At 60.1% G+C, this 24,456-nt stretch carries 21 protein-coding genes; 12 read left to right on the top strand and 9 right to left on the bottom strand.

Annotation, left to right across the window (positions count from 1 at the left end; translation table 11 throughout):
* Positions 1-107: 107 nt before the first annotated feature.
* A complete protein-coding gene (locus ABIZ35_RS28000; RefSeq protein WP_348223241.1) occupies positions 108-2,831 on the bottom strand; it encodes a bifunctional acetate--CoA ligase family protein/GNAT family N-acetyltransferase in 2,724 nt (907 codons plus the stop codon).
* A gap of 344 nt (positions 2,832-3,175) precedes the next feature.
* On the opposite strand from ABIZ35_RS28000, the gene nagZ reads away from it, so the two are divergent.
* The 11 genes from nagZ (at position 3,176) to ABIZ35_RS27945 (ending at position 12,459) form a co-directional block, all read left to right on the top strand.
* The gene (gene nagZ / locus ABIZ35_RS27995) at positions 3,176-4,294 is read left to right on the top strand and encodes a beta-N-acetylhexosaminidase (RefSeq protein ID WP_348223240.1); all 1,119 of its coding nucleotides are present in this window, start codon (positions 3,176-3,178) and stop codon (positions 4,292-4,294) included.
* A gap of 6 nt (positions 4,295-4,300) precedes the next feature.
* A complete protein-coding gene (locus ABIZ35_RS27990; protein ID WP_348223239.1) occupies positions 4,301-5,059 on the top strand; it encodes a hypothetical protein in 759 nt (252 codons plus the stop codon).
* 59 nt (positions 5,060-5,118) lie between these two features.
* The gene (locus ABIZ35_RS27985; RefSeq protein ID WP_348223238.1) at positions 5,119-6,120 is read left to right on the top strand and encodes an alpha/beta fold hydrolase; all 1,002 of its coding nucleotides are present in this window, start codon (positions 5,119-5,121) and stop codon (positions 6,118-6,120) included.
* Positions 6,120-6,383: a hypothetical protein gene (locus tag ABIZ35_RS27980; protein ID WP_348223237.1), complete on the top strand. Its 264-nt coding sequence runs from the start codon at positions 6,120-6,122 to the stop codon at positions 6,381-6,383. Before ABIZ35_RS27985 ends, ABIZ35_RS27980 begins: the two co-directional genes overlap by 1 nt.
* A gap of 154 nt (positions 6,384-6,537) precedes the next feature.
* Positions 6,538-8,502 (top strand): FAD-dependent oxidoreductase, encoded by a 1,965-nt coding sequence (locus tag ABIZ35_RS27975; protein ID WP_348223236.1) that lies wholly within the window; start codon positions 6,538-6,540, stop codon positions 8,500-8,502.
* 70 nt (positions 8,503-8,572) lie between these two features.
* Entirely contained in the window at positions 8,573-9,013 is a 441-nt protein-coding gene (erpA, locus tag ABIZ35_RS27970) for an iron-sulfur cluster insertion protein ErpA (protein WP_348223235.1), read from the top strand.
* Positions 9,014-9,097: 84 nt separating this feature from the next.
* Entirely contained in the window at positions 9,098-9,781 is a 684-nt protein-coding gene (locus ABIZ35_RS27965; RefSeq protein ID WP_348223234.1) for a hypothetical protein, read from the top strand.
* A 2-nt stretch (positions 9,782-9,783) separates the two neighbouring features.
* Complete coding sequence (locus ABIZ35_RS27960) at positions 9,784-10,005, top strand: hypothetical protein (protein ID WP_348223233.1); 222 nt, start codon at positions 9,784-9,786, stop codon at positions 10,003-10,005.
* 123 nt (positions 10,006-10,128) lie between these two features.
* The gene (locus tag ABIZ35_RS27955; RefSeq protein ID WP_348223232.1) at positions 10,129-10,794 is read left to right on the top strand and encodes a hypothetical protein; all 666 of its coding nucleotides are present in this window, start codon (positions 10,129-10,131) and stop codon (positions 10,792-10,794) included.
* A complete protein-coding gene (locus ABIZ35_RS27950; protein WP_348223231.1) occupies positions 10,794-11,312 on the top strand; it encodes an ankyrin repeat domain-containing protein in 519 nt (172 codons plus the stop codon). Before ABIZ35_RS27955 ends, ABIZ35_RS27950 begins: the two co-directional genes overlap by 1 nt.
* Positions 11,313-11,478: 166 nt before the next feature.
* Positions 11,479-12,459 (top strand): hypothetical protein, encoded by a 981-nt coding sequence (locus ABIZ35_RS27945; protein ID WP_348223230.1) that lies wholly within the window; start codon positions 11,479-11,481, stop codon positions 12,457-12,459.
* Between the two features lie 9 nt (positions 12,460-12,468).
* Here the strand turns inward: ABIZ35_RS27945 and ABIZ35_RS27940 are convergent, their stop codons facing one another.
* From ABIZ35_RS27940 to ABIZ35_RS27915, 6 genes are all read right to left on the bottom strand, one after another.
* Positions 12,469-15,303, bottom strand: a complete 2,835-nt coding sequence (locus tag ABIZ35_RS27940) for a hypothetical protein (protein WP_348223229.1) — start codon at positions 15,301-15,303, stop codon at positions 12,469-12,471.
* A 138-nt stretch (positions 15,304-15,441) separates the two neighbouring features.
* On the bottom strand, positions 15,442-16,227 hold the full coding sequence (locus ABIZ35_RS27935) for a SpoIIE family protein phosphatase (RefSeq protein WP_348223228.1): 786 nt from the start codon (positions 16,225-16,227) through the stop codon (positions 15,442-15,444).
* Positions 16,228-16,323: 96 nt separating this feature from the next.
* Positions 16,324-17,433 (bottom strand): DUF5700 domain-containing putative Zn-dependent protease, encoded by a 1,110-nt coding sequence (locus tag ABIZ35_RS27930; protein WP_348223227.1) that lies wholly within the window; start codon positions 17,431-17,433, stop codon positions 16,324-16,326.
* Positions 17,430-19,868 (bottom strand): S9 family peptidase, encoded by a 2,439-nt coding sequence (locus ABIZ35_RS27925; RefSeq protein WP_348223226.1) that lies wholly within the window; start codon positions 19,866-19,868, stop codon positions 17,430-17,432. Before ABIZ35_RS27925 ends, ABIZ35_RS27930 begins: the two co-directional genes overlap by 4 nt.
* 323 nt (positions 19,869-20,191) lie before the next feature.
* Positions 20,192-21,442 carry a GNAT family N-acetyltransferase gene (locus tag ABIZ35_RS27920; RefSeq protein WP_348223225.1) on the bottom strand — a complete coding sequence of 417 codons (1,251 nt, stop codon included), beginning with the start codon at positions 21,440-21,442 and terminating at the stop codon, positions 20,192-20,194.
* Positions 21,411-22,061, bottom strand: a complete 651-nt coding sequence (locus tag ABIZ35_RS27915; RefSeq protein ID WP_348223224.1) for a hypothetical protein — start codon at positions 22,059-22,061, stop codon at positions 21,411-21,413. Before ABIZ35_RS27915 ends, ABIZ35_RS27920 begins: the two co-directional genes overlap by 32 nt.
* Before the next feature lie 107 nt (positions 22,062-22,168).
* On the opposite strand from ABIZ35_RS27915, the gene ABIZ35_RS27910 reads away from it, so the two are divergent.
* The gene (locus tag ABIZ35_RS27910; protein WP_348223223.1) at positions 22,169-22,528 is read left to right on the top strand and encodes a hypothetical protein; all 360 of its coding nucleotides are present in this window, start codon (positions 22,169-22,171) and stop codon (positions 22,526-22,528) included.
* Positions 22,529-22,533: 5 nt separating this feature from the next.
* Here the strand turns inward: ABIZ35_RS27910 and ABIZ35_RS27905 are convergent, their stop codons facing one another.
* Positions 22,534-23,223, bottom strand: a complete 690-nt coding sequence (locus ABIZ35_RS27905) for an endonuclease/exonuclease/phosphatase family protein (RefSeq protein WP_348223222.1) — start codon at positions 23,221-23,223, stop codon at positions 22,534-22,536.
* Positions 23,220-24,456, bottom strand: a 1,237-nt coding sequence (locus tag ABIZ35_RS27900; protein WP_348223221.1) for a hypothetical protein, incomplete at its 5' end; no start/stop codon positions are given. The genes ABIZ35_RS27900 and ABIZ35_RS27905, both read right to left, overlap by 4 nt.

The raw sequence follows: 24,456 nt of genomic DNA, 5'->3' as shown, positions 1-24,456 counted from the left end.
TCCGTCCGGCACGGACGGTTAGCGGCTCCTGCCGCTCCCAGGCGTGGGTTTTATACCCGCGTTTCCTAGAACAGGCGTGGGTTTTATACTCGCCAATTCTAGCTCCTCTACAGCTCCAGCACCGCGTAAGTCACCGAGGGCATATCGGGCAAAGGTGTCAGTGTGAAGCCGAGTTTGCGGCAGATCGCCTGCATACCGTAGTTCTCCGACAGCATCTCCGCCGTCAGCCGCGCGAGCTTTTCATCGCGCGCGATCTGCACCAATTGCCCTAGCATCTCACTGCCGACACCCTGGTTCTGGAATAGGTCGCTTACGAGCAGGGAGAAGTTTGCCTCGCTGCGGCCAGGGATCTTGCTGAGGCGGGCAATGGCGACGATGTCGCCGTGGCCGGTGAGCTGGCGCTGAGCGACCAGAGCGATCTCGCGGTCGTAATCGTTGAAGCAGATGCGGATAAGACGGTTGTGCGCGACGCGCTGGTCGAGCTTGAGCGGCTGGAAGTAGCGCAGGTAGACGCTGCGCTCAGAGAGCGTTTCGTGGAACTGCGTGACCAGCGGTTCATCTTCGGGACGGATCGGGCGGAGGGTGACGGCTTCGCCGTCCCGCGCGGTCCAGGTACGGACATACTGCACGGGATACGGACGGATCGCAGGCTTGGGTAGGTCTTCTTCTTTAGTGTCCACGGGGTGCAGGACGACGCGAGCGTCGAGGGCTAAGAACCGCTCGGGCGAGACAAGCAGCGGGTTGATGTCGATCTCGGCGATCCAGGGCTGCGTGACCACAAGCTGGCTGAAGCGAACGAGCAATTGCTCTAAGGCGGCGATGTCGGCGCTGGCGCGGCCGCGCACGCCTTGCAGGGCTTTGAAGACCTTGGTCTGCTCCATCATGCGGCGCGCGAGCGTCGTGGTGAGGGGCGGCAGGGCGAGCGCGCGGTCTTCGTAGACTTCGACCAGCTGACCGCCGGAGCCAAACAAAAGAACCGGGCCGAACTGCGGATCGATGGAACTGCCGATGATGACTTCATAGCCGCCCATCGCGACCATGGGCTGGACGGTGACGCCCTGGAAATGTTCGGCGCCGACCTTCTCAGTCACGGATTTCTCGATCGCCTGGAACGCCGCTCCCACCGCATCGGCATTTTTCAGATTTAATTGAACACCGTCCACATCGGTCTTGTGCGTGATCGTCTCCGAGTAGATCTTCACGACAATTGGATAGCCGATCTCATCGGCGGCGCAGCGGGCTTCTTCCTCCGTAGCGGCGATACGCGTTTCAACAGTTGGGATATTGTACGCCGTGAGCAGGTCTTTGGACTCGGGCTCCGTGAGAATGGTGCGGCCGGATTTGCGGACGCCTTCGATGATCGCCTCGGCGCGCGCGACGTCGTACTCCACGCCGGGATCGGTGGGAAGCTGCGGGGTCTCATAAAGCTCGCGCAGGTTTTCGCTGTAGCTCCACATATAATTGAAGACGCGTGCGGCGGTGTCGGGATAAGCGAACGACGGGATGCCGGCGTCGTTCAAATGGCGCTCGCCGGCGGCGACCGTCTCCCCGCCCATCCAGCTCGCAAGGATCGGTTTGTGGGGAATTTTGGCGTATGGGCGCAGCAGGTCGGCGGTCGCGGTGGCGTCGGTCATCGCCTGCGGCGTGAGAATGACAAGCAGGCCGTCGCTCTTCGGATCCTGCGCGGCAATTTGCAGAGCCTTGGCGTAGCGGTCCGCGCCGGCGTCTCCTAGAACGTCGATGGGGTTGTTGTGGCTCCAGGCCGCGGGCAGGATCGCGTTGAGTTCTTCGATGGTCTCGGGAGACACTTCGGCCAGTTCGCCGCCGCCAGTGATAAGGGCGTCGGTGGCGAGGACGCCGGGGCCGCCGGCGTTGGTCAGGATCGTCAGGCGCGGTCCGCGAGGACGCGGCTGCTTGCTCAAAACCTCGGCCATGTAGAACAGGTCGGCGATGCTGGTGACGCGCAGCACGCCGCAGCGCTGGAAGGCGGCGTTCAGCACATCGTCGCTCCCCGTAAGCGTTCCTGTGTGCGACGCCGCCGCCTTGGCGCCAACGCTGGTGCGTCCCGCCTTGATGACGATGATCGGCTTGGTCAGCGCGACTTCGCGCGCCGCCGACAAAAAGCCGCGCGCATCGCCAATGGACTCCATGTAAATGACGATGCTCTGCGTCTTGGGATCGTTACCCAAATAGTTGATCAGATCGCCCCACCCCACGTCCAGCATAGAGCCGATGGAGACGAAGGCGCTGAACCCGATTTTCTCACGCAGACTGTAATCCAGAACCGCCGTGAGCAGCGCACCGCTCTGGCTGATAAACGCGACGTTGCCGGGCAGCGCGATCGTTTGCGCAAACGTCGCATTCATGCCGTTCAGCGGGCTCATTACGCCGAGGCAGTTCGGGCCGATCAGGCGCAAATTCCCTGCCCGCGCCTTCTCCAGCACGCGCCGTTCCAGCTCCGCGCCTTCTGGGCCAGTCTCTTTAAACCCTGCTGAGATGATAATCGCCGCCTTCACGCCGGCGGCGACGCATTCGCCGATCAGATCCGGCACGGAGGCGGCCGGCGTGACGATCACCGCCAGCTCTACGGGGTCCGGCGCCGACGCAATATTGGGATAGGCTTTGATCCCCAGAATACTATTGCGCTTGGGATTGATGGGAAAGACCGTGCCGCCAAAGGGGCTGCTGATCAGGTTTTGCAGGATCGTGCGGCCGACGCTGCCTGGCGTTTCCGTGGCGCCGATGACGGCGACGCTTTTGGGCTTAAAGAAGACATCGAGCGGCTGGCTTTCCGAGCGCAGGACATCGTGGGCGGGATCGGTGGTGGACATCGGGGTTATGGGCCTTTCGAAAAAGCGAAGCGTTCCCATTGTTCAACCCGAGCAAAAAAGCCCGGTGCGTTTCACCCGGGTATAAAACCCGGGCCTTGGGAGTCGCTCCGCGACTAGCCGTCCGTTCCGGACGGAGGAAAATGTATTCGATCACCAGCATTTGCGTCCGGGACGGACGCCTAGCCGAAGGCTCCCAAGGCCCGGGTTTTATAGCCGGGTTCCTATGGCCGTCTGGTATCATAAAGCTGTCGCAGTCACATCGCCCACAGTATACCCACCACGCCACTGGACAAGCGCGCCCGTTTTGCGCCATCATAGAGCATCCGTTTGCCGGACCACAGATTATGAACGTCAACACATCCACAGACCTCCACATCAAAATTGGGCAGCTGCTGCTGTTTGGCTGGCAGGGCGAAACGCCCGAGGCCGCGCGAGCCGTCAATTCGCACGCTACGGCGCTCGTGGATGACCTTTCCGTCGGCGGCGTAATCCTGATGGGCCGCAATGTGGGAAACGTACACGAGACTCGCGCAATGCTGGCGTCGCTTCAGGAGCGCGCGGCGGCGCGTGGGCTGCCGCCGCTGTTTGTGGCGACGGATCAGGAGGGCGGACGCGTCAGCCGGTTCGTGCCACCGCATTATACGCAGTTTCCCGTCGCGAAGACCATCGGCGATACGGCGGATTTTGACAATGCGCGGCAGGTGGCGCGGGCCATCGCGGAGGAGCTGAAGGCTGTAGGACTCAACTGGGATTTTGCCCCTGTCCTTGATGTGAACAACAACGAGCGGAACCCTGTGATCGGTGACCGTTCCTACGGCGACGATCCGGAATTGGTCGCGAAGATGGGCGTCGCCGCCGTGCGCGGCTTCCAGGATGACGCCGGCCTGCTGGCCTGCGGTAAACACTTTCCCGGGCATGGCGACACCGAAGTCGATTCGCATCTGGCGCTGCCGACCATTGCCATTGATCGCGCGAGTTTAGACAAGATCGAACTCGTTCCATTCCGGGCGGCCATCGCGGCGGGCCTGGCGGGAATTATGACGTCGCATATTCTGTTTACCGAACTGGACGCCGAGTTGCCGGCAACATTGTCCCCGGCGATCCTGACGGGCCTGCTGCGCGGGGATCTGGGTTACCAGGGCTTGATTATCACGGATTGTCTGGAGATGAAGGGCGTCGCGGCCAAATGGGGTTCGGCGGAGGCGTCAGTGCTGGCGCTGGAGGCGGGCGCCGATATTTTGCTTTGCTGCCATACACTGGAGACGCAGGTCGCCATTCGGGACGCGGTCATCGAGGCTGTGCGGAACGGACGGATCACCGAAGCGCGTATCGAGGAATCGTTGGCGCGCATCGCCGCCGCCAAGCAGCGCTGGATCTCCCCATGTCCGATCATCTCGAAAATCGATCTGGCCGGGCATCGCGCGCTGGCCGAGCGCATCACGGCAGCGGCGGCGGGAGAATAACCGTCCATGGCCGCGAAAGTCTGCCCGCGCTGCGGCGCTCAGTACGCCAGTCTCAAGTCTGCGACGTGTCCGACATGTTTCGCCAAATTGGTCGTCGTCGACGATGAAACCGCAGCGGAGCTTGCGGCGGCGCGCGCCGAGATTGAAAACTCAGAGGAGTTTCAGGAAACCAAGGAAGCGGACGACGAGCAGTTCCGCCAGCAATCCTTTGGCGCTTGCCTGGGTGTTGTCGGTATCACGCTGGTCACGCTGATCCTGGTCGTCGTGCTGATCGTGACAGCTGTCCATAAGTATGGGCGGCATGATAAGTCGGCTCTCACAGCGGTCGCCACCGCGCCGATCTCACATGGCGCGCCCGACGATCCGCTGACAGAACTGCCGGTGACGGGGGCGTCTCTGACGGATGTAATGCCGCCGCAGATAGAGACTGAGGAAGCTCCGGCGTTCGCGCGGCGGAAAACGGATCAAGAGACCGTCCTTTCGGGTACATTGACTCCGATCTACCACGCGACTTACCAGAGGGGCGACGGCGCGATCGATTCCTTCGATCTCTACGCCATTCCGACGGGCCAGCCGACGCCGGAGCAGAACGCATTCCGAACGGCGATTGCACTGTCGACGAAGATTGGCGGCGGCCCTCCCAGGCCAATGCGGATCTTCGCCACTCAGCACTGGCGCTACGCGGCGGTCGGCGCGCCCGGCGCTCCAGATCAATCGCTTGAGCGCCTGCCCGCATCGCTCAAAACGTACTTCAGCAATCTTTAACTTACGCATTCTCTGGATTTTGGGTAAGACGCACCATTAGAGAGCAGGAGCCACCATCAATGAATAAAACAATCAAGGGTTTGTTGTGGGCTGGGGCCGGAGTGGCCGCGCTCGCGGCGGTAAACAGCACGGTCTTCGCAAAAGCCAAAGCGCAAGGGAATCCGCTGGGCGGCGAAGGCCGCTTCTGGCCCGGCCCATACGGCGACCTTTTCTACGCGCGTCAGGGCAAGGGCCTTCCAGTGCTGCTGCTGCACGGCGTGTACGAAGGCGCGTCGAGTTATGAGTGGCGCAAGAATTTCGACAGCCTGTCCGAACATTTCAACGTCTACGCATTGGATCTGCTGGGCTTCGGTCTTTCGGACAAGCCACGCATCGATTACACGGGCGGCAAGTACATCGAGCAGATCTCGCAGTTTATTCGCGAAGTGATCAAAGAGCCCTGCGCGATCGTCGCTTCGTCGCTATCGTCGGCCTACGCCGTACAGGCGGCGCAGGATCTGCCCGATCTGGTCCAGAGCTTGATTCTCGTCTGCCCGACCGGCCTGCGGCGTTTGTCCAAGGAGCCGGGCGCCAAGACCGAATTGGCCTATCAGATGCTGCATGCGCCGCTGATCGGCACGACGGTGCACAATGCGCTGACTTCGGTCCCGTCGCTGCGTTTTTATCTGATGAACCAGACCTATTTCGATCCGTCATTTGTGGATGACGAGATGATCGAGCACTATTTCACCGTTTCGCACCAGTATGGCTCGCAGAATGCGCCGCCGGCGTTTATCAGCGGCCTGCTGAACCATAGCGTCGCCGAAGCGTTCCCTGCCCTTGCGCAGAAGACGATCCGCATCATCTGGGGACGCGAGGCGCGCATGACGCCGCTTTCCGACGCCGAAGCTTTCCTCGCGGCGAACGCCCGCGCGGAGCTGAGCGTATTTGACAAATCCGGACTGCTGCCGCAGGACGAACAAGCGCAGGGCTTCAACCGATTGGTTGTGGAGCTGCTGACCGAAGACGCGCCGCGCCCCAAGCGGGCCCGGGCGAAAAAACCAGAGGAGACCGAAGAATAATGGCGCAGAATGGAAATGCGGACCGCAAGACGAGCGTCCCGCTGACGATGGCGGATCAGGACGACGAGATGGAATTGGAAGAGGGCGAGTCTTACATCGTCGTCGGCGAGGCGGGTGAGGATGTGGCCTTCGAGATCTGTGAGGATCTGGAGATCGCACTGGGCGTGCGCGACGCGATGCAGGAAGATGGCTTCGTCGTCCGAATGTTCCAGGCGCACGAAGTGGACATTGTCGTGGAAGACGAAGAACCGACCCAGAACTAAAGGATTGCGCCTTTTTTCACAATCCGGCCACGCTCCCTTGTGGAGCGTGGCCGGATATGGTACAATTGAGAAGGCGAACGTTGTACAGTCGGCGATTGGATTCGCCAAGATTTCGCCCAACCGTTTCGTATTTGTTTAGTGAAGGCGTGAGAGAATGGCAGAAGAAACAAAAGCTCCCTATCGCGTAAAGGTCCCAGACATCGATTACTGGCGCGGCAAGATCGGCTGCCAGACCGGATGTCCGGTGAAAACCGACGCGCGTGGATATGTGATTGCAATCGGCGAAGGCCGCTACGAGGACGCTTATGCGATCGCGCGCGCGCCAAACCCGTTCGCGTCCATGTGCGGACGCATTTGCGGATGCCCCTGTGAGACCAAGTGTACGCGCGGCAATGTCGGCGTCGACACCAGCGGCCCCGTCTCCATCCGCGCCCTGAAAAGATTTGCGACCGAGCAATACGGCGTCGAGAACCTCAAGGACTTGCATAAGTCCCTGGAATACTCCAACGCGCGCGGTTCGGCGCGCCCCACCCTGGATAAAGAAAAGATCGCCGTTGTCGGCGGCGGTGTCGCCGGCATGACGGCCGCGCACGATCTCGCCCGCCTCGGCTACCGCGTCACGGTTTTCGAAGAACTCGAAATCCCCGGCGGCCAGATGGCGACCGGCGTTCCGATCTACCGATTGTCCCGCGAACTGATGAACCTGGAGATCGCGGCCATCTGCGAACTGGGCGTTGACCTGCGCCTCGGGGTCAGCGTCGGCAAGGACGTCACCATTCCCCAGCTGCGCGAGGAGGGCTACAAAGCCTTCATCATCGCCGCCGGCTTCATGGCGGGCCGCCCCTCCCCCACCCCGGGCGCGGAAAAGCTGCGCGGCAAGGGCGTTCACATCGGCATCGACCTGCTGCGTGAAGTCAACATGGGCAAACCGTACCATGTCGGCGAGCGGTGCGTGGTCATCGGCGGCGGGAACGTTGCGATGGACGTCGTGCGTATGACAGTACGTACGAACGTTATTCCCGGCCTGTCTCAGCTGAGCAAGCCGAAGAATTACGCGATGACGGATATCTCCCGCGTGCTTGCGTCCAAGGCGAAGACGATCGATTGTATCTTCGGCGAATCCCGCGCGCAGATGAACGCGGATGAGTACGAGATCGAGGAAGCCATTCTCGAAGGCGTCAAGCTGCACCCGCAGACCTGGCCCGTCGAGATCCTGGGCGAAGATCACGTCACCGGCGTCCTGACCAAGAAGGTCAAGTCGCTGATCGACGCGACGGGCCGCTTCAACCCGCAGCTGATCGACGGCACCGAGAAGATCATCGAGTGCGACACGGTCATCGTGTCCATCGGCCAGATGGTGAACTGGAACTTCCTGACCGGCATCGAAGACCTCGCGAAAACACCGCGCGGCACGATTGATGTCGATCCCGAGACGCTTCAGTCAACGAACCACCCGGACGTGTTCGCAGTCGGCGATATCGCCGTCGGCGCGCGCTTGTTCATCGACGGTATCGCCTCCGCTCAGAAGTGCGCGGTCGGCGTGGATGAGTTCATCACCGGCAAGAGCTTCAAGCTCGTCAAGCGCGGCTACATGCGCGCGCTGCCGATCGTGAACTACGGCATGCCGGACAAGTACGACGCCTTTATTCGCCAGGAGCCCCCGGAGCGCGAGACCCACTCCCGCTCGGCCGGCTTCGATTTGGTCGAATTTAATTATACGGAGAAGGCGGCCCGGGAACAAGGCATGCGCTGTTTGCGTTGTCATGTTAACGTGGTCTTCGACGCGGAGAAATGTATTCTCTGCGGCCTGTGCATCAATATCTGCCCGGAGAGCATCCTCAAGATGGTTCCGGTCACGGATGTGACGGGCGACGCGGACGTGGCGGCGCTGATCGAGGCGAAGTACGGCGTGCCTCAGGAAGAGCTGCTGCCGGACGACGGCACCATCATGCTGATGGACGGCACCAAGTGCATCCGATGCGCTCTGTGCGCCAAGATCTGCCCGATGGACTGTATTTCGATGGAAGCCTTCGAGTACGAAGAAGCGCTGGTTCCCGTCGAAACGATCACACGCACCGCCATGCCGCCCGTTCCCACGGCGGCTGGGTATAAGAGCTAATAGTCTTCACCGCAATCGACCGCGGTGATTGTCATACCGGCGGAATTTGAACCCGCTACGGAGGAAAACAATGTCAACAGTTATCGAGCCGATCACCACCACCATCACCGAAGTGGCGTCGCCCCTTTCGATCACCGACGCGGCGGCGGAAGAAGTCCGCACGCTGATCGCCCAGCAGGACCGCGACGATCTTTATCTTCGCGTCTATGTCTCCGGCGGCGGCTGCAGCGGCCTGCAGTACGGCATGGCGCTGGACGAGAACGTCGAGCCCGGCGATGAAGTCTTCGACCTGAGCGGCATCCGCCTCGTCGTGGACAACACCAGCATGCGCTACATGTCCGGCTCCGTCGTTGATTACATCTCGACCGACATGGGCGGCGGCTTCAAGATCGAGAACCCGAACGCCACCAAGTCCTGCGGCTGCGGCTCCAGCTTCAGCACCGGCGACGAAGAGGCCGCCGGCCTCGACACCAAAGCCGGCGGCGGCTGCGGCTCCTGCGGCTGCAACTAATCACGCAGTTCGGAAATTCAAAAGAAACGGGCGGCGGGGCGTATGCTCCGCCGCCCGTTTTTGTTTCAGGTATACTCATCTAATATGGATGAGATGGAAGATGTTGAGTTGGTTACTGCTTTACCAATTCCAGTGCTGATTCGTGATGGGGCAACAACTAAAAATCGAGAGGCGCGGCTCCGCGTTCTGACGATAAACGACTTGCCAACGGTCGATTTAGCATGGAAGCCCTACCTGAATAACACGGTAGAAGCGGCTAAAGCCAATGGGGTTCGGTGGTGGCGGCTTCCGCAACACCAAGAGTGGGAGTGGGGCGCAAAAATTGATCCGAATTTTATGGACCCCAGCGATTACTTAATCTATGGCGTCGAATGCGATGGAGCCATGCAGGGTTTGATGATCGTGAATGATATGTATCATGCGCTGCTTGACGACGATGGCGAGATTGCCGATTCGCTCGTAGAGAAGCCTATAATTCACATCGATTTCCTTTGTGTGGCTCCCTGGAATCTTGCTGAGCTGCTAGGAACTTCAGGCAAGACGCCGCGGTTCAAAAGCGTGGGACGAGTGCTGATGCAGATCGCCGTGGACCTCAGTTTCGAAAATGGATACCGAGGGCGTGTCGGCCTTTACGCGCTGCCCCAAGCTGAGAGTTTTTACGAAAAGTGTGGTATGATACCCATGGATCGCGAATGCGATCACGAGTGTCTTTGCTACTACGAACTCATACCATCTGCTGCTGAAGTGTTGAGGGGAGGCGCCAAATAGTAATGAAACCATTAACGAAAACAAGTGTCACCCCCGAGCTTTTGGAGGCTTGGGCGGAACAGGATCATGCGGGGCCTTCGACGGGCGCCGGCGCATGCTGTCTGTCCCATCAGGTCAAGGCAATGCAGCCCAAGCCGCGCTCCCACATGCGCCTGCGAAAGTCGCGCGTTCTGCCAGTCGAGCATCTCGGTGTCGCTGGCGTCCAGCCGCTTGTGGAAGCGTAAGCTGCGAGAAGCAGTCGGTGCGGAAATTCAAAAGAAAACGGGCGGCGGGGCGTATGCTCCGCCGCCCGTTTTTCGTGTTATAATGCTTAGTTGCTAAAGTCAAATTTATTGAAGGACGAGAACTTGTCATACCGATGGATCGCCTCGATGCTTGCCCTGACAATCGCCGGCGGCTGCATCGCTGAACATTGTGCCGCGAAGCCGACTGGCAAGCCCGCGAAGAAGGCGCCTCATAAGCCCGCCGCAAAAAAAGAGGCTCCCGTTGTCTCCGGCGATGCGTCGACATGGATCGCCGATCCAAAACTCGTCGTACAGCTTGACCAGGCGACCAATTTTGGAAGTTACAGCTTACGGCTGCCGGTCGGCTATACTATCGAAGAGCACGATATGTCCACGGATCGCGCAGCGATCACCGGGTACTTAGCAAAAGGGGCTCCGCGCAAGGACAACACATTCGCCGTCATCTTTGTCGTCGTCTCGGAGGCAAAGCCCGGCTTCGCACCGACCGACTTGGAAACCATATTGAACGGCAACCCGTTCCTCAACGGCAAAGCGGGTATTGTGAAGACGGATGCGGAATCCGGAACAATCGGCCCACTGTCGGCAATGCGCCAATATTATAAATATCCGGCCCAGGAAGGATCTACTCACTTCCTTCATGGATTTCATTACGCATCAGTGAGCGGTCAAAGCACGATTATCGTCGCCGCGATGGACGCCGGGCCGCACCATGCGAAAAGCCTGCCGCTGGCGGAAGCCGCCGCGCTGACATTGCACAAATCAGAATAATGATCCTCATAAGCACGACGAAGAAAACAACAGACCCCCGATTTTACGAGCTGCGCGACGCCGCTTGCTCCGACATCGACGCCGCGGCGGCGCTGATCGAAAGCGACCCGACGATACTGGACGCGCGCAACTCGATCGGAGAGACGGCGTTCCATTACATTGTCGCCGAAAACGAGGTGGAGGTCGCGCGGTGGATGCTGGAGCGCGGTTCCGATGTGAACACCCGCAACAGCTTCGGCGCGACGCCGCTGGTCGAGGCGGCGGGCCTTGGCTACCTGAACATGTGCAAGCTGCTTTTGAAGCACAATGCCGATCTGAAGATGCAAAACGACTGCGGCGACACGGCGATCGCGACGGCGGCGGAACATGGTAAAGTCGCCGTGATGAAGTATCTCATGAAGCAGGTGAGTAGCGAGGAAAGTATTCTCCTCTACTTCAGCAGCTTGACAATGACTCAGATGGTCCGGGAGAACGGTCGTGTCGCGGAGCTTTTGAAAGAACGCGAAGTGACGGAGTAAGATCCCTGCTTCGCGACCAACTCCCACAGCACGTTCAGGCCTTCGGCTTGCGTTTCACTTCCTCAAAAATCCTCTCATGAAATAATTTCTCGCCCTAGCTTTCCGGATGTGTCTCATTTTCGCGAGTATCAAGGTAAGTTGATTCACAGAGCGAGGAGACATAGAGTTGAAGACATCACTTCTGACGACCGCGATCCTGATCTTATCTCTGAGCCACGTATCACTGGCGGCAAAGCACAGTCATTCCTCGTCACAGGGCTGGAAAGACCCGGGTGTAGATGTGGGGATTGTGAAGGCGCCAACGGCGCTTTATGGGGAGCCGGACGCGGCGTCCGAGAAGATCGCGTCTTTGCGTCCAAGGGACTGGACTGTGCTTGTGTCGCATCATGCGGAGCATGGGTGGCTGCATGTCATCGGTCTGTCGTCGGGACGGATTGGCTGGGTGCGCGCCAATCGTGTCGATGTGCGCTATACGCCGCACCCTAACAAAGGCGTGGATCTGCCGAGCGAACAGACGGGCGCGGATGATCCCCCTACCCTAGTTCTCACCAATGACGCGGATCGAACGCTGTTTCTGCACCTTGCGGACCAGCCCGAAATCCGAGTGGCGGCGCATTCGCGGCAGACGATCACGGCGCCGACGGGAGTGTGCTCGTTCAGCATTTCGTTGGCGCACATCCTTCCCTCATTTGGCGACAAACTATTCCAATCCGGCTCCCGTTACAAGTGGAGATTTTGGATTGAGACTGGCCCCGGCAGCCATAGCACGCCTCATCGCCACGCCTCGCGGCAGATGAAAGAGGAAGCGCGGCGTCTTCAGGCGGAAGTGAACGCCGAGACGGCGAATCGAGATGTCGAATCGCAAATCATTCTCGGTGAAGAGGACACGCTGCGCCGCCAGTCCGCACAGCTCGAAATCGATGACCAAGATCTCACCGCAATGAAACGAGAGCTGGATGAGAGCGAACCTTCCATGACGGACGACTTCAATGAGAGAGTCGACGCTTATAATAACAATCTCAGAACATACAAAGAGAATATCATACGGCACGACAGACATGTGGACGATTATAACTTAAGATTGAGGACGTTGAAAGCAAAACGCAAGCGCCTGGATCAGATCGAGCACAGCATCAACGCGGAGTAAATAAGCGTATTACTTCCTGACGCCGGCATCGACTGCGCCCGAAACTTTCTTGAAATCAAACGTTTGGCTCAGCGCTTTCACCTCGTCCAGCAAGTCGCGCCGAATCGGGATCGAGCTTGTATCAAAAATGATCGTATCCAGCGCATCGTCCGCGAAAGCCTCCTGAACCATGGCTGCCAGCGCCTTGTCGTCATCAAAAGCGCCGACGGCGATGATCGCCCTGGGGACATCAGACTCAGGACTATCACCGGACGGCATTATGGGATTTACAGCGGGATCCGTCCATGGATAAAAACTCAAGCCGCCGATGTAGTCCCGAACACTCAGGGATAACCCCGGAGCCGTCTTCTTTACGGCGGCAAACACATCCGCCATCACATGCCCCCAAATTTTAGTTCGAAAGTCGTCCCAGGCGAGCAAATAATTGCTGTCCGCGAAGTCGTCATACTCTGGAATGAAGAGCCTTGAAGACAGCATGACTGTCGTCTGGCCATGTTTGTCCAAATTGACCCCGCTGTCGGGCTGAGCGATGTCGATCGGATCCTGGTGGTGAGCGCGCAGGTAGGCAAGCCGCATCGCGTCGCCGTAACCAAGATCGACGGGATTGACTTCCGATATTACTGAAACGCCGCCGTACCCGGGCGGGCATTGCCTGCTGAAGAAAACTCCGGAGATACCGGGAATGCTCGCAGTTTCCCGGCAAAGCTCAACCAGGATTTGCCGTGTGTGAGGATCAAGGACCGATGGCCAGCCGCCCGACTGCATGGCCCGCACCAGTGCATGCATTTCGTCAGAATGCTCTTCCATTGTGTGCGGCAAGGCGGTATCGAGCGCGGCGGACGGCGTCTTCCCAACGATTGTGATTTCCGGCGCGATGGAATGAGACCAGTCGAAGGAATCGACCTTCGGCGTATCGGTGTTCCATTGCATCAGATCCAGGGTGGCGTGCACCGCAACGCCCTTGAGCTTACCTTCGTCCACCGCCGCCGCCAGCACGCCGCCGTGTGCGCTTGTTGGCGGGATGGCGCTGCTTGGGAAATATGTCATTCCATTGGTAAACGCCATGCAGTACAGTGTCTTCATTCCGGACTGCGCCATCTGATCGACAAGCGCCCGCGCTTCCGTCTCCGAGGCGGGCGCGGCCATCAGGGCGATGTTTCGCGCCGGATTGATCCGTGGCGGCGTCTCCAGGTCGCTGGACGCCGGTTCTCTGTCAGGATTGTTCAGTGGAAGTGTATGCTGGGAGGAAGTAGTGGCGAGAGAGAGCGATCCAAAATTGGGAATGTCCAGTATGAGCTGGATACCCGGGGACACCTGCACTGAAAAATCATTGTTGACGCCTTGAACGAGACGATTCGCGTCGGCGCGCAGAAAAGGCTGCGTATCGTCCGGATCATCCGACTTTTCGGGAACGCCGAGCGTCTCCTTGTGCAGCCGCGCGCGCAGCTCCTCCTGCAATGCGCTTGGCAGGCGCCCAAATTTCGTTTCGACCATATCCTCCTCGTTCAACTCGCCGCGAATGGAATCGAGCGGCGCGGCAAGCGGATCGTCCGGGCGAAAGTGGAGAAGCTGGGGCAGCTTTTTCTGGGCCAGAGCGGCGTCGGCGTCCGTGTTAAGATCGTCGATATGCGCCGCCCAGGGCGTCAGTGCATCGTGGATCGCCTGCCGCCGGTAGCCGACGCCCAGCACGTCATTGGTCAGCACATACGCCGGTCCGACTTTACGCCAGGCGCCGCAGACGGAGACAGTGAGCACCCTCAGCAGGTCGCTGATCGGATACTCTCGATTGACATCACCGTAAAACGCCAGTGTCTTATCGGCGTAATGAGGATCGCAGTAAAGCTCCAGGCTGGACCGACGCCCCACGGCGATAACGATCTCTCCGACCGTTTTGAATGCGGCCGGCGCCATGACGCCGCGCAGTTCCGAGCGTCCCCAGTCCAATTCTCCTGACTTCAATATCGTGGGGACTGTTGACTTGATCGCGGAAAGGATCGGATTTGGGTTCGCAACGTGGAAGGCAGGCGGGGTCATAAAAGATCGGGAATAGTCTGACTGAGCCCGGACATCCTTGGATTTCGTTTCGACGGAGAGGGTCCCGCTATCTTCAGGACGTGTGAACGAATAGGAAGCACAGAGCGCGGCGCGAAGGCGTGTCGCACTTTGCATCGCGGACGCAGGCAGGCCCTGGACGCCGGCTCGAAACGCTCGAAACACAGGGGCGCTGTTTGTCAAGGGAGGGTCCGACTGGAATGGGTCGGGGCCAGTATTGGACGCAACCGGCAACGGGCGCGCAACGATATTGCGAAAGAAATCCCGCTGATCCGGCGACAACGATCCCAAATCCAGACCGTCGCCTCCCATCTGTTTCAATTGATCTACGGTCAGCATGGAAAGAAATACTTTGAGGGCGGTCTCCAGACTGACGGAATTTGGGCTCAGCTTCGGCGCCTCCGGCAACCGAAGAACGGTCATCGTCGCCGGCGGCAGAGCGCCGATCTCGCCAAACCGATCAAACGTGCGCCGGTACTGGAGACAGATCGCGCCGAGTGGGCCTGAAACAGGCGGCGCGGCGGGAAAAGCCGATGAAACCGCAGAGCGTTTTTTGTCTTCCGGGGAAAGGGCGATGAGCAGACGTGCGCCGCGCTGTTCGCCCGGCAGCGCGGCGAGGGCGGCGGCAAGGGTATCGCCAGCATCAGGAGCCTGTTTCGCGCTTGTACTGCCCGGCGGTGGATTTGCCGCCGCCACCTGCGCGTTCGCCGGAAGCGCCACAAGAAGCATTCCAAGGGTCGCCATGCCGCGAGACGACAGGCGCGCCAAAGCCAAGCGTGTAAAAAGCGTCATGAGTATTGTTCATCCTATGAAAGAGCGGGAGAAGCTAGCAACGCCCGTTTCATGAGACTCGCAACGCACACAAAAGTTGCAGGCGGACACAATTACTTTTCCGCCGCGCAATCTCAGAGTTTCACAAAGAGGAAAAGATTATTTCCGGCGACCGCTTGTTTGGCGGCGGACGGCGAGGATGGAGACATCGTCGTGAAAGCGACCTCGACAGAACTGCGCGACGCGCTGCATCAGTTCGGAGACAAGGCGGCGCGGAGGAAGCACGGCGAGTTCGGCGAGGATGATTTTGAGGCGGTCGACGCCGAACCAGTCTCGGTGCTTGTCGGCGGTGCGGACTTCAGAAACGCCGTCGGAGTACACGAGCAGGGTCGAGCCGGAGGCAATGTGGGCTTCATGCTGATCGAAACTGGCGACGTTCGGCGGGAAGGCTCCGACCGGCGGCCCCGTTCCCTCGAGCTCCGCCACCATCGGAGCTCCAGCATCCGCAGGCTCGGCGATCAAAGCGGGTTCGTGGCCACCGCTGGCGTAAGTAAGCTTGCCGGTATTGGCTTCGATCGTTCCGGCGAACACCGTTCCAAAGACAGGGAAGTTCGGATCCGGCTCCACCATTGCGTTGACCGCCGTCAGCGTGTCCGCAGGCGACATTCCAATGGCGAGGCAGTCCGAAAGCAGCTCGCACATGTGGTCGGCCTGCGCGGTTTGTTCTTCGCCATGCCCCGCCACATCGCCCAAAATCACCGCCACATCGCCCGATCCGTCATGGATGGGAAAGACGTTGTGGAAGTCGCCGCCGGACGGAAGCGTCGCGGGCGCGTCCGCATGGGCGGCGGTAAATTCGGGCGTGACAGCGGATTCGAATTGCCGCAAAGGGAACAATTCGGGGGCGGAGTCCTCGGCGTCGAAGGCTAATATGGGGTCTTGCAATAGTGGCGGCTTTCAGTAGATGGCGAAGCAAATAAGTACAATTTCGCGCTTATTTATTATACCATATATCCTGATCGTCGGCAAAATGTCAGGCGTCTAGAGCTTCTCCGGCATCGCCTTCACCTGCCGCGCCACGTCGCCGGGCAGCCTCGGCAGCGCTTTGTCTTTTTCGCACAATCCAATGTACTTCGTGAAGAACGCCTTGGGGCCGCCGGCGATCGTCTCGATCAAGACTTTGCGGCCGAGCCGCTCGTCGATCGCCTTCGCGACGCCGTGACCGACGTCGTAGAAGGGGCCGCCGCCGCTCACGCCGTTGGTGTAGCTTTGTACGAACTTGTCGTGGTCGAAGGTGGGGAAGCAGGCGTCGTAGAGGGACTGGAGCAGGTGAATGTCGGTCGGATACGCGCGCAGGGTTTCGCTGGTGACGGCGCGGGAGAAGAAGCCGTAGGTTCCCTGGGCGTAGGGTTCCGGGTCGGTGTCGTATTCGACATAGCGGGCCGTGCCTTCCCGCTGGGTCTTGGAGAGGGCGGTCAGGAAGGCGCCGGGGCCGTCGGTCTGCACTTCGGGGTTGCCGAACGCCTGGTTCTGAACCGTGTGCATGGTCTCGTGCGCCACGATCATGTTGAAGCCGTTCCAGCTCGGCTGCTCCTGCTCGATCCAGTAGCGAATATTGACGTAGATCGCGCCTCCAGAGTTGATGGCGTCCCAGTCGCCGCCGAGATGGAGGTAGACGGTCTCGCTGACATCAGTCCCGAGTGGCGAAAATTGCTTGTCGCGGTCGGCAATGCGCTGGACCCGCTGGGGCAGCGATACGTGCAGCACATCCAGCATCTGGGTATACACGTTTGCCGTAAAGCGCATGGCGCCCATGTCGTCGGAGGGCTGCGTTTTCGGGGTGGCGGTCCCGTTAATGGCCTCAATCGCGTTCGCCTTGAGCTGGGCGCGGGTCAGGTTCTCCTCACCCTCACCCACCTTGAGCAGATAGACGTTCGCAGGAAGATCGAGCCACGTCTCAAGGCTCGCGTCCGTGGTGTCGTGCGCGGCGGCGAGAGCGATCAGCTGACGGACGGCGGTGTCGTCCACAATAATTTGTATCTTCGGTTCCGGCAGCGGCTTCGACTTGGCGTCCGCACTCATGGCGGCGCCGAGGACGGCCAGCGCCGCGCAGAGGAGCGCTCCCCCGCCCCGTGTCCATGTGCGGATCATGACTGTTTTCCTTCCCGTGCTGCGCTGGGCGCATCATCGTCTTTGTCTTCCTCGGGAATATCGAACGTGATCGGCGGGAAGTCCTTCACGGCCAGGGCGTACGCCCCGCCGGCGGCGGAGATCCGGAAGGTCACGGCGATCGGCGCGGTCACGCCGCGCTCCTCTTTTTCGGTCGTGAAGGTGAAGCGCCAGCGCGCGCCCTCGGCGAGGACCTTCTGGCCGAGCACTGTCAGCGGCAGTCCCACCGGCCGGCCGCTGCGCCCGGAGGACGAAAGGCCGCGCGTGAGAGCGACATCGGCCGGTCCCAGCGTCAGCTCCGCGCGTGTCTCCGCCACTTCCCGCAGCACGAACGCCACTTCGATAAATCGGCCCGTCGCCGCCGGATGACCGACATAGGACGCCACCTCCGCTTCGACGACCGTCAGCTCCCAGCCGTCCTGCACGATCTTGTCGCCCAGGCGATACGTCATCGTCTGGCCGGCGCCCATGACATACTTGTCGAACCAGGCGCGGCAGCGGCGTATTTCGTCCACGCGGTGCTTCGGCTCGGCGAAGCCATGTCCTTCGCGCGGATAGCGCACATACTGCACGACCTTGTTTTGCAGGCGCAGCGCCGTATACATCTCCTGCGAGTTCGCAATGAAGGTGTTGCTGTCGGAGTCGCCGTGCAGGATCAAGATCGGCGTTTGGATCGCCTGCGCGTGGGTTGCGGGGGAGCGAGAGGCGTAAAGCTCCGGCTGCTCCCAGTACGGTCCGTTCAGATACTCCATCTCCCAGCGCGGCGCTTCGGAATTGGAGAAATCGGTGACGAACGAAAAGATACCGAACGCGGAGACGGCCGCTTTAAAACGATCCGTCTGCGTGATTGCCCAATTGGTGAGATATCCTCCGTACGAACTGCCGATAATGCCCAGTCGCTCCGGATCGGCGATCCCCTCGGCAACCGCCCAGTCCACGCCCGAAATGCAGTCCCAGTAATCGCCGCCGCCCAGATCACCCCGGTTGGCGGTGCTGAATGCGTTGCCGTACCCCTCGCTGCCCCGGTAATTGGGGGACAGCACCACAAAGCCGTCGGACGCGTACACCTGCGCCGCCGAACCCGGCAGGAGCGACTGCACGGCGCGCCCATGCGGTCCGCCATGGATACTCAAAATGAGAGGATAGGTCAGCTCGGGGTCGTAACCGTTCGGATAGGTGATCAGGCCCTCCACCAGCGTTCCGTCCGGCGACTTCCAGCTCACAATATCGACCGAGCAGAGCGCGTACTGGTCCATCCAGTCGTTGTTCTGCTCGGTGAGGACGACCGTTTCTTCGGCGTCGTGCGCCAGCCAGTAAAGCTCAGGTGCGTCCTGATTGCCGCTCGCGACGTAGGCCACAGACCCATTCGGGGAGACGGTGAACTCGTGAATATGCTCGTCGTTTTGGATCAGAGGAAAGAATGCGCCGTCTTCCTGAATAAACACGGCGGTCGATACGCCGACGGCGGCGCTCAGATAAAGGCGGCCGTCCTGGTCCCACCAATAGCCGCGCCAGCCCACCAGGTCATGATCGAATCCCACCGTGATATTGACAGGTTCGCCGCCTTGAATCGAAACGGAGTAGAGGTTGCTCTGAGAATAAGAATACTCGGGTTCCTGCGGCTGAATATAAAAAAGGCTTTCGCCGTCCGGAGACCAGTGCAATTGATATTTGCCGCCGGCTCCCTGAACGATCGGCCGGATACGCCCGTTCGACAGCTGCCGCACCCAGATATCCGCCTGATGGTAGTCGTTCAGCTCGCCGGTGTAGTTGGTGAGGAAGGCGATCCGCTGAGCGTCGGGCGAAACGGCGATCTCTAAAATGCCCAGATCGCCCCGATGGATGAGGACCGACTTGCGCTTCTCCAAATCGATGCGCCAGATTTGCCGCCGGAACTTTTCCTCACGGTCCACCACGGCGTCGTTTTCGTCCTCGGCCCGGTCCTCGTAGACCTGCTGGAGCGGCTTTGGGCGCGGCTCGCGGGCCAGATAGACGATCCCAGACGAATCCGGGAGCCACTCGTACGCAAGAATCCCCTGCGGCGCCTCGGTCAGCTTCTCGGCCTCTCCGCCGAGCCCGTCCATCGGCAGCAGCCAGACCTGCGCCTTGCCCTCCCCTTCCTCGTCGTCATCCTCGTCTTCGTCGGCCGGGCGCAGGCGCAGAAAGGCGAGCCAATCGCCGCTGGGCGACCACTCCAACCCGAACTCCTGCGACTTGCCGCGCGTCAGCTGACGTGGGTCTTTATTCTGTTCGGCGTCGATCACATAGAGATGCTGCGCTGTGTCGTTCTTATCCCAATCCGTCTCCTCGACGGTATAGGCAACGCGCGCGCCGCTGGGGGAGATACGAAGATCGCTGGGGACTTTCAGATCGAGCAGGGCTTGCGGGGTAATGCGCAGTTTGCGTTTGGTGGGCATGTCTGTCGAATTTCGCGAGAGGAGACCGAAATTCCTGCGCGAAAGCGCCAGAAATTCCGCGTTCGGCCCTATTCCCCCATCAAGCTAAAGCTTGATTTCCCCTTTTCCCAGCAAGGCCCTTCGGGCGGGAAAAGGGGTGCTGGTAATTAAGTTCCAGGCGAGTGTTCCATGTTGTGGCAAGAGTCCAGCTCGGACTAAAATTCTTCTCCGGCCACGACAAAACTCGCCTTGCCTCTAATGATGAACGCCCCTTTTCCCGGGCTTTAGCCCCTTGCTGGGAAAAGGGGAAGACGAGCCTCAGCGAGTGGGGGAATAGGGACTCTTTAGAACCGATCGGGCATTGCGACGAATGGATCGCGTGCGGGAAACAGCCGATCGGCGGTCGCCAGCGCCTCGGGTTGGGACGCCGTCAGCAGGCCGAGCGCCTGAATCGTTGATGCGTCGTGGTATCCCAGGAAGAGCCGGCCAAAGGCGGCGATGCCCAGCGAGATCCACAACGCATCGTCCTGTGAGCCGGGTTCAAGTCCCTGGGATGTAATTCGGATGGGGTTCCTGTTGTCCGGGCAGATCGGATCGTCATTCACGATTACCGTCAGTGTCTGCTGAGAGGCGTTGAGGACGGGCGCGAAGTTGGCGGAGTGCGCGGCGGCCAGCGCGGCGGCGACATCGGCGACGCGAACCATCATGTCCGGCTGAACTTCGATGGACAAGGGCTCCGTTCCGCAAGCATACTCTTGAAGCCCAAGACGCTGGATTTCCGAAAGCGGCGCCGCCCATTCCAGCCGCCGGGCGCCGCGAGTTGCAAGAAAGCCGATCAGGGCGCGCTCGGCCACCTGGTCGCACCCATGGAACTCATGGACGCGCAGCTCATTCGGGGTCTCTTCGAAGATCGCGTAGCCCGTGGCGGGACCGTCATGCTGGTATAAAGCGATTTTCACGCCGGGCAGGAAACGGCGGATCACATCCCAGCGCCGCTTATCGCGTTCGAAGGCGCCGGAGGGGCGCGCCGAAAGCGTGGCGGCGTGCACGGATGCGATCTGCTTTTGCGCAGGAGCATCGTGCATCGCGGCGATACGCACGTAGTCGGCGCCGCCGTATTTCGGAAGCGCGGCGAGCGGAGACTTGAGGACGCAGTTTCTCGTGGCGTATTCCCAGCCGAAGCGCCGATAGTAATTGGGGAGGTCCGTGAACAGACCAGAAAGCGGGTAATGCAGTTCGCCCGCAAGCGAGCGCAGCGCGCCCTGAAGCAATTCGCCGGCGTAGCCCTGACGCTGGCGCTCGGGCAGCGTGGCGACGCCCGCAATGCCTCCGAATGGGATCCATGCGCTCCCAACGCGCACGCGCGCCGGAACGATCGTGAGGCAGGCGACGAGGCCGTGTGCTTTGGTAGTCAAAACACGCTTATGGGAAAGATCGAAAAAGGGATCGTTCGCGAAGATGGGACGCGCGGCGTCGACTCGAAGGTGAAAGGCGTCGCAGAGAATGTGCAGAACTTGTTCCGCTTCGTTGGGGAACGGGGCTCGCACCTGCCATGCCGTGGGTTTACCGATCGTTGTCCTGGGTTTGAGGGGCATTCAAAAGGCCGCGGAAGAAATCGTTCGACGCCGAATCGCGCCGCTCCAGCAGCTGGGGCTGGTTGACATAGAACGAAAACGCTTCCGCAAATCCTTCCTCCAAATCCGTCGCCGCATAGCGTGTTACCAGATGGTTCGCCGCACCCTGCCGCTTGTAGATCTTCTCGTAGCGATTGCGGTCGTTCTTGCTGATCAAGTTGAACCAGACATAGTGACCGTACTCGTGCGTGAAGGTCATCATGTCGACCGCGCCCGATTTCGGGATACGCAGGGTGATGCGCGGTGGGCCGTTCTCATAAATGCCGTCAATATCGTCATCATCGCCGCCGGACGTATGCGAAGACTTCGGATCCTGATCCGGCTCCACGGCGTTCTGATCGCCGGCCAAGTAGGCCGCCATTTGCCGGTCGCTCAAGTTGCGCACGGAGACGCGAGTCTTGGGCTGAAACATCCGGGGGATATGGTGTTCGCACCAGGCTTGCAGCGGAGGACAAACTACCGCATTTGACCCGGAGACGACAATTTCCGCTTGGGCTGAATGCGCGCCGGCAAAGCCGAGCGCGGAGAAAACGGCGGTCACGGTCAGAGCACGCCGAAGAAAAACAGGAAGCAATGCCATAGGTAATTTTACCACGACTTTCTGAGATTCGCGAATTGGCGTTTCTTGACTTGACGCCACCCACTGTGATATTATTGGCAGAAGTTGAACGAAACAGGAATCTCCGTATGCCTCAGTCGAAATCCCTCACCGACCTACCCGGGCGTCTGATCGCCATCCTCGTATTTCTCGCCGGAATTGCGATGCTGTGCTTCGTCTTTATGGAGGCGATGCATCTCTTCCAAACTCCGGTTCAGGGACTGAATCTGCCGATCCCTAAGGGCGAAACGGCGCCGCCAGCCGCCAATATCGGTTCGGCGCTGGCGACATATGTCATGCGGATCGGTCTGCTGGGGCTGATGGCGCTTGCGGGTTCGGTCATCGCGAGCAAAGGCATTCACCTTTATTTCGCCTTAAACCATGGGGCGGACGCGCACGGCGCTGGGGAAAAAGCATCCCCTGCTTCTACTACGCAAAAAAATTCATAAAGATTTCAAGATCGAAGTTTAATATTGGAAATAACAGGGTAGTGGTCTGACGCGATACTGGGAGCGACCCAAAGTCCGTCCTCCGAGAGCGTCTCGCTGAGAAGAACGAAATCGATACGAGCGCGGGGCGCATCCGAGGAGTAGGTAAAATCGCCCCCCACCCCGGCGTCGCGCAGCCCCGTCTGCTCCAGAAGAAACTGTAAATTCCCGGCGTCCGGCCCCTCGTTGAAGTCGCCGCAGAGCACGACCGGAGTGCGGTCGGCGTTCACAATCTCGGCAAGGCGCATGACTTGACGCCTCCGCTCCCCATCACTCAGACCCAAATGCGTGCTGAGAACCTTCAATTCTCCCAGGTTCGTTTGCAGCCGGACCTCCAAACACCCACGCGGCTCCCGCCCTCCGGGCAGCGCGTGACGCTTCACGTGGAGCACCGGCGCCTTTGTGACGATCGCGTTGCCAAAGCCCCCAAACCATAACGACAGATTGCGCTGGAAGACCACTTCGGAGCCGAGGAGATGTTTTAAGCGGCGAGGCTGATTGGCCAAGCCGCTCCAGGGGAGGTTTTGGTGGACTTCCTGGAGACAGACAATGTCCGCCTCCAGCGTGTGGAGGACTTCCGCGATGCGAGGGAGCGAACGAACGTCGTCCATCCCCAATCCCCCGCGAATATTGTAGGTAGCGATGCGCAGGCTCACGCCTTCTTCGGCTCCGGCCGCTTCGCCTCGGCCAGCATCGCCATCACTTGCTGCGCGACGCCGTCGCCCACAAACGGAAGCTGCCCATCGGGATTACGCCGCCGGTTCCGCCAGGTGAGATATTCCCAGGCCAGCACGAGGTAGAACGGCGCATACTCCAGCACCGGGGTCCACCAGTGGAACTGGATGGAGATATAGTAGGTGTAAAGCAGGCCGATCAAGAAAACCAGCAGCACCAGCGCCCACGAAGGGCGGCGGCCGATCAAGCACAGGAACGGCGTCACCCAAACCAGGTACCATGGGAACAGCGTCGGAACCACCATAAGCGTCGCGGACAGTACGATAAACGAGCGCCGCATCAGCTCCTGATCCGTGTTCACCGGACGCCGCACCGACCAGAGGGCGATCGCGATAATGGCGATGTCGCTCAGGATCGCCGCGATCTGATAGTGCGCGCGCGTGATATGCTTCAGCGCCATATCCGACCACTGGAACAACCCCGAGTTCACATGCACCGTCTTGAGGTACTGCTGCATCCCATGCAGAAACTCGGGAAGGCAGAAGAGCAGCGGCAGACTGAGAATCCCCAGGGAGATCGCGGCGGGAACCAGAAACGCCTTGCCGTAACGCCGCCAGAACAAGGGGATCAGCAGCAGCGCGAAGCCTTTGGTCAGAATGGCGCATGTCAGCGCCACGGCAATCCGATTGGCGGAGGCGCGCCGCAGGACCAGCAGGAAGGCCAGCATCAAAAAGAAGACCCCGACGACGTCCTGATGCCCCGCCAGCGCCACTTCCGTAATCGGCAAGGGGCACCAGGCATACCAAATGATCGATGTCAGAGGCCGCTTGAGCATCCCAAGCATGATCAGGATCATCATCACCACGCCGATATCGAGCAGCGTGTAGACGGCCTTGTACCCCGTGAGATTATGCCCGAACGCGATATAGTTCCCAGCAAAGAACGCCTGCGAGACTGGCATGTAGATCGTCTGGTATGCCTTGTACTCAGTCACGGTCCACATCGAATCGCGAAGCGGCCGCAACTGCGGCGCGTTCGGAGCCCACCGGTAAGGGTTGATCCCGTGGACAGCGACCTTACCGTCCCAGACGTATCGGTACATGTCGGTGGAGAGCGACGGCGGGGCGGGAAGAACAGCGGCGCGAAAGATCACCCCGAACAGAACGATCGTCGCGGCGGCAAGGCGCGTATGCTTCGGCGCGATCTTCGGGACG

Source organism: Capsulimonas sp., from assembly GCF_039929585.1.
Lineage (GTDB): Bacteria > Armatimonadota > Armatimonadia > Armatimonadales > Capsulimonadaceae > Capsulimonas.
The sequence above is the reverse complement of the archived record's forward strand: the minus strand, read 5'-3'. Positions and strand labels throughout refer to the sequence as shown.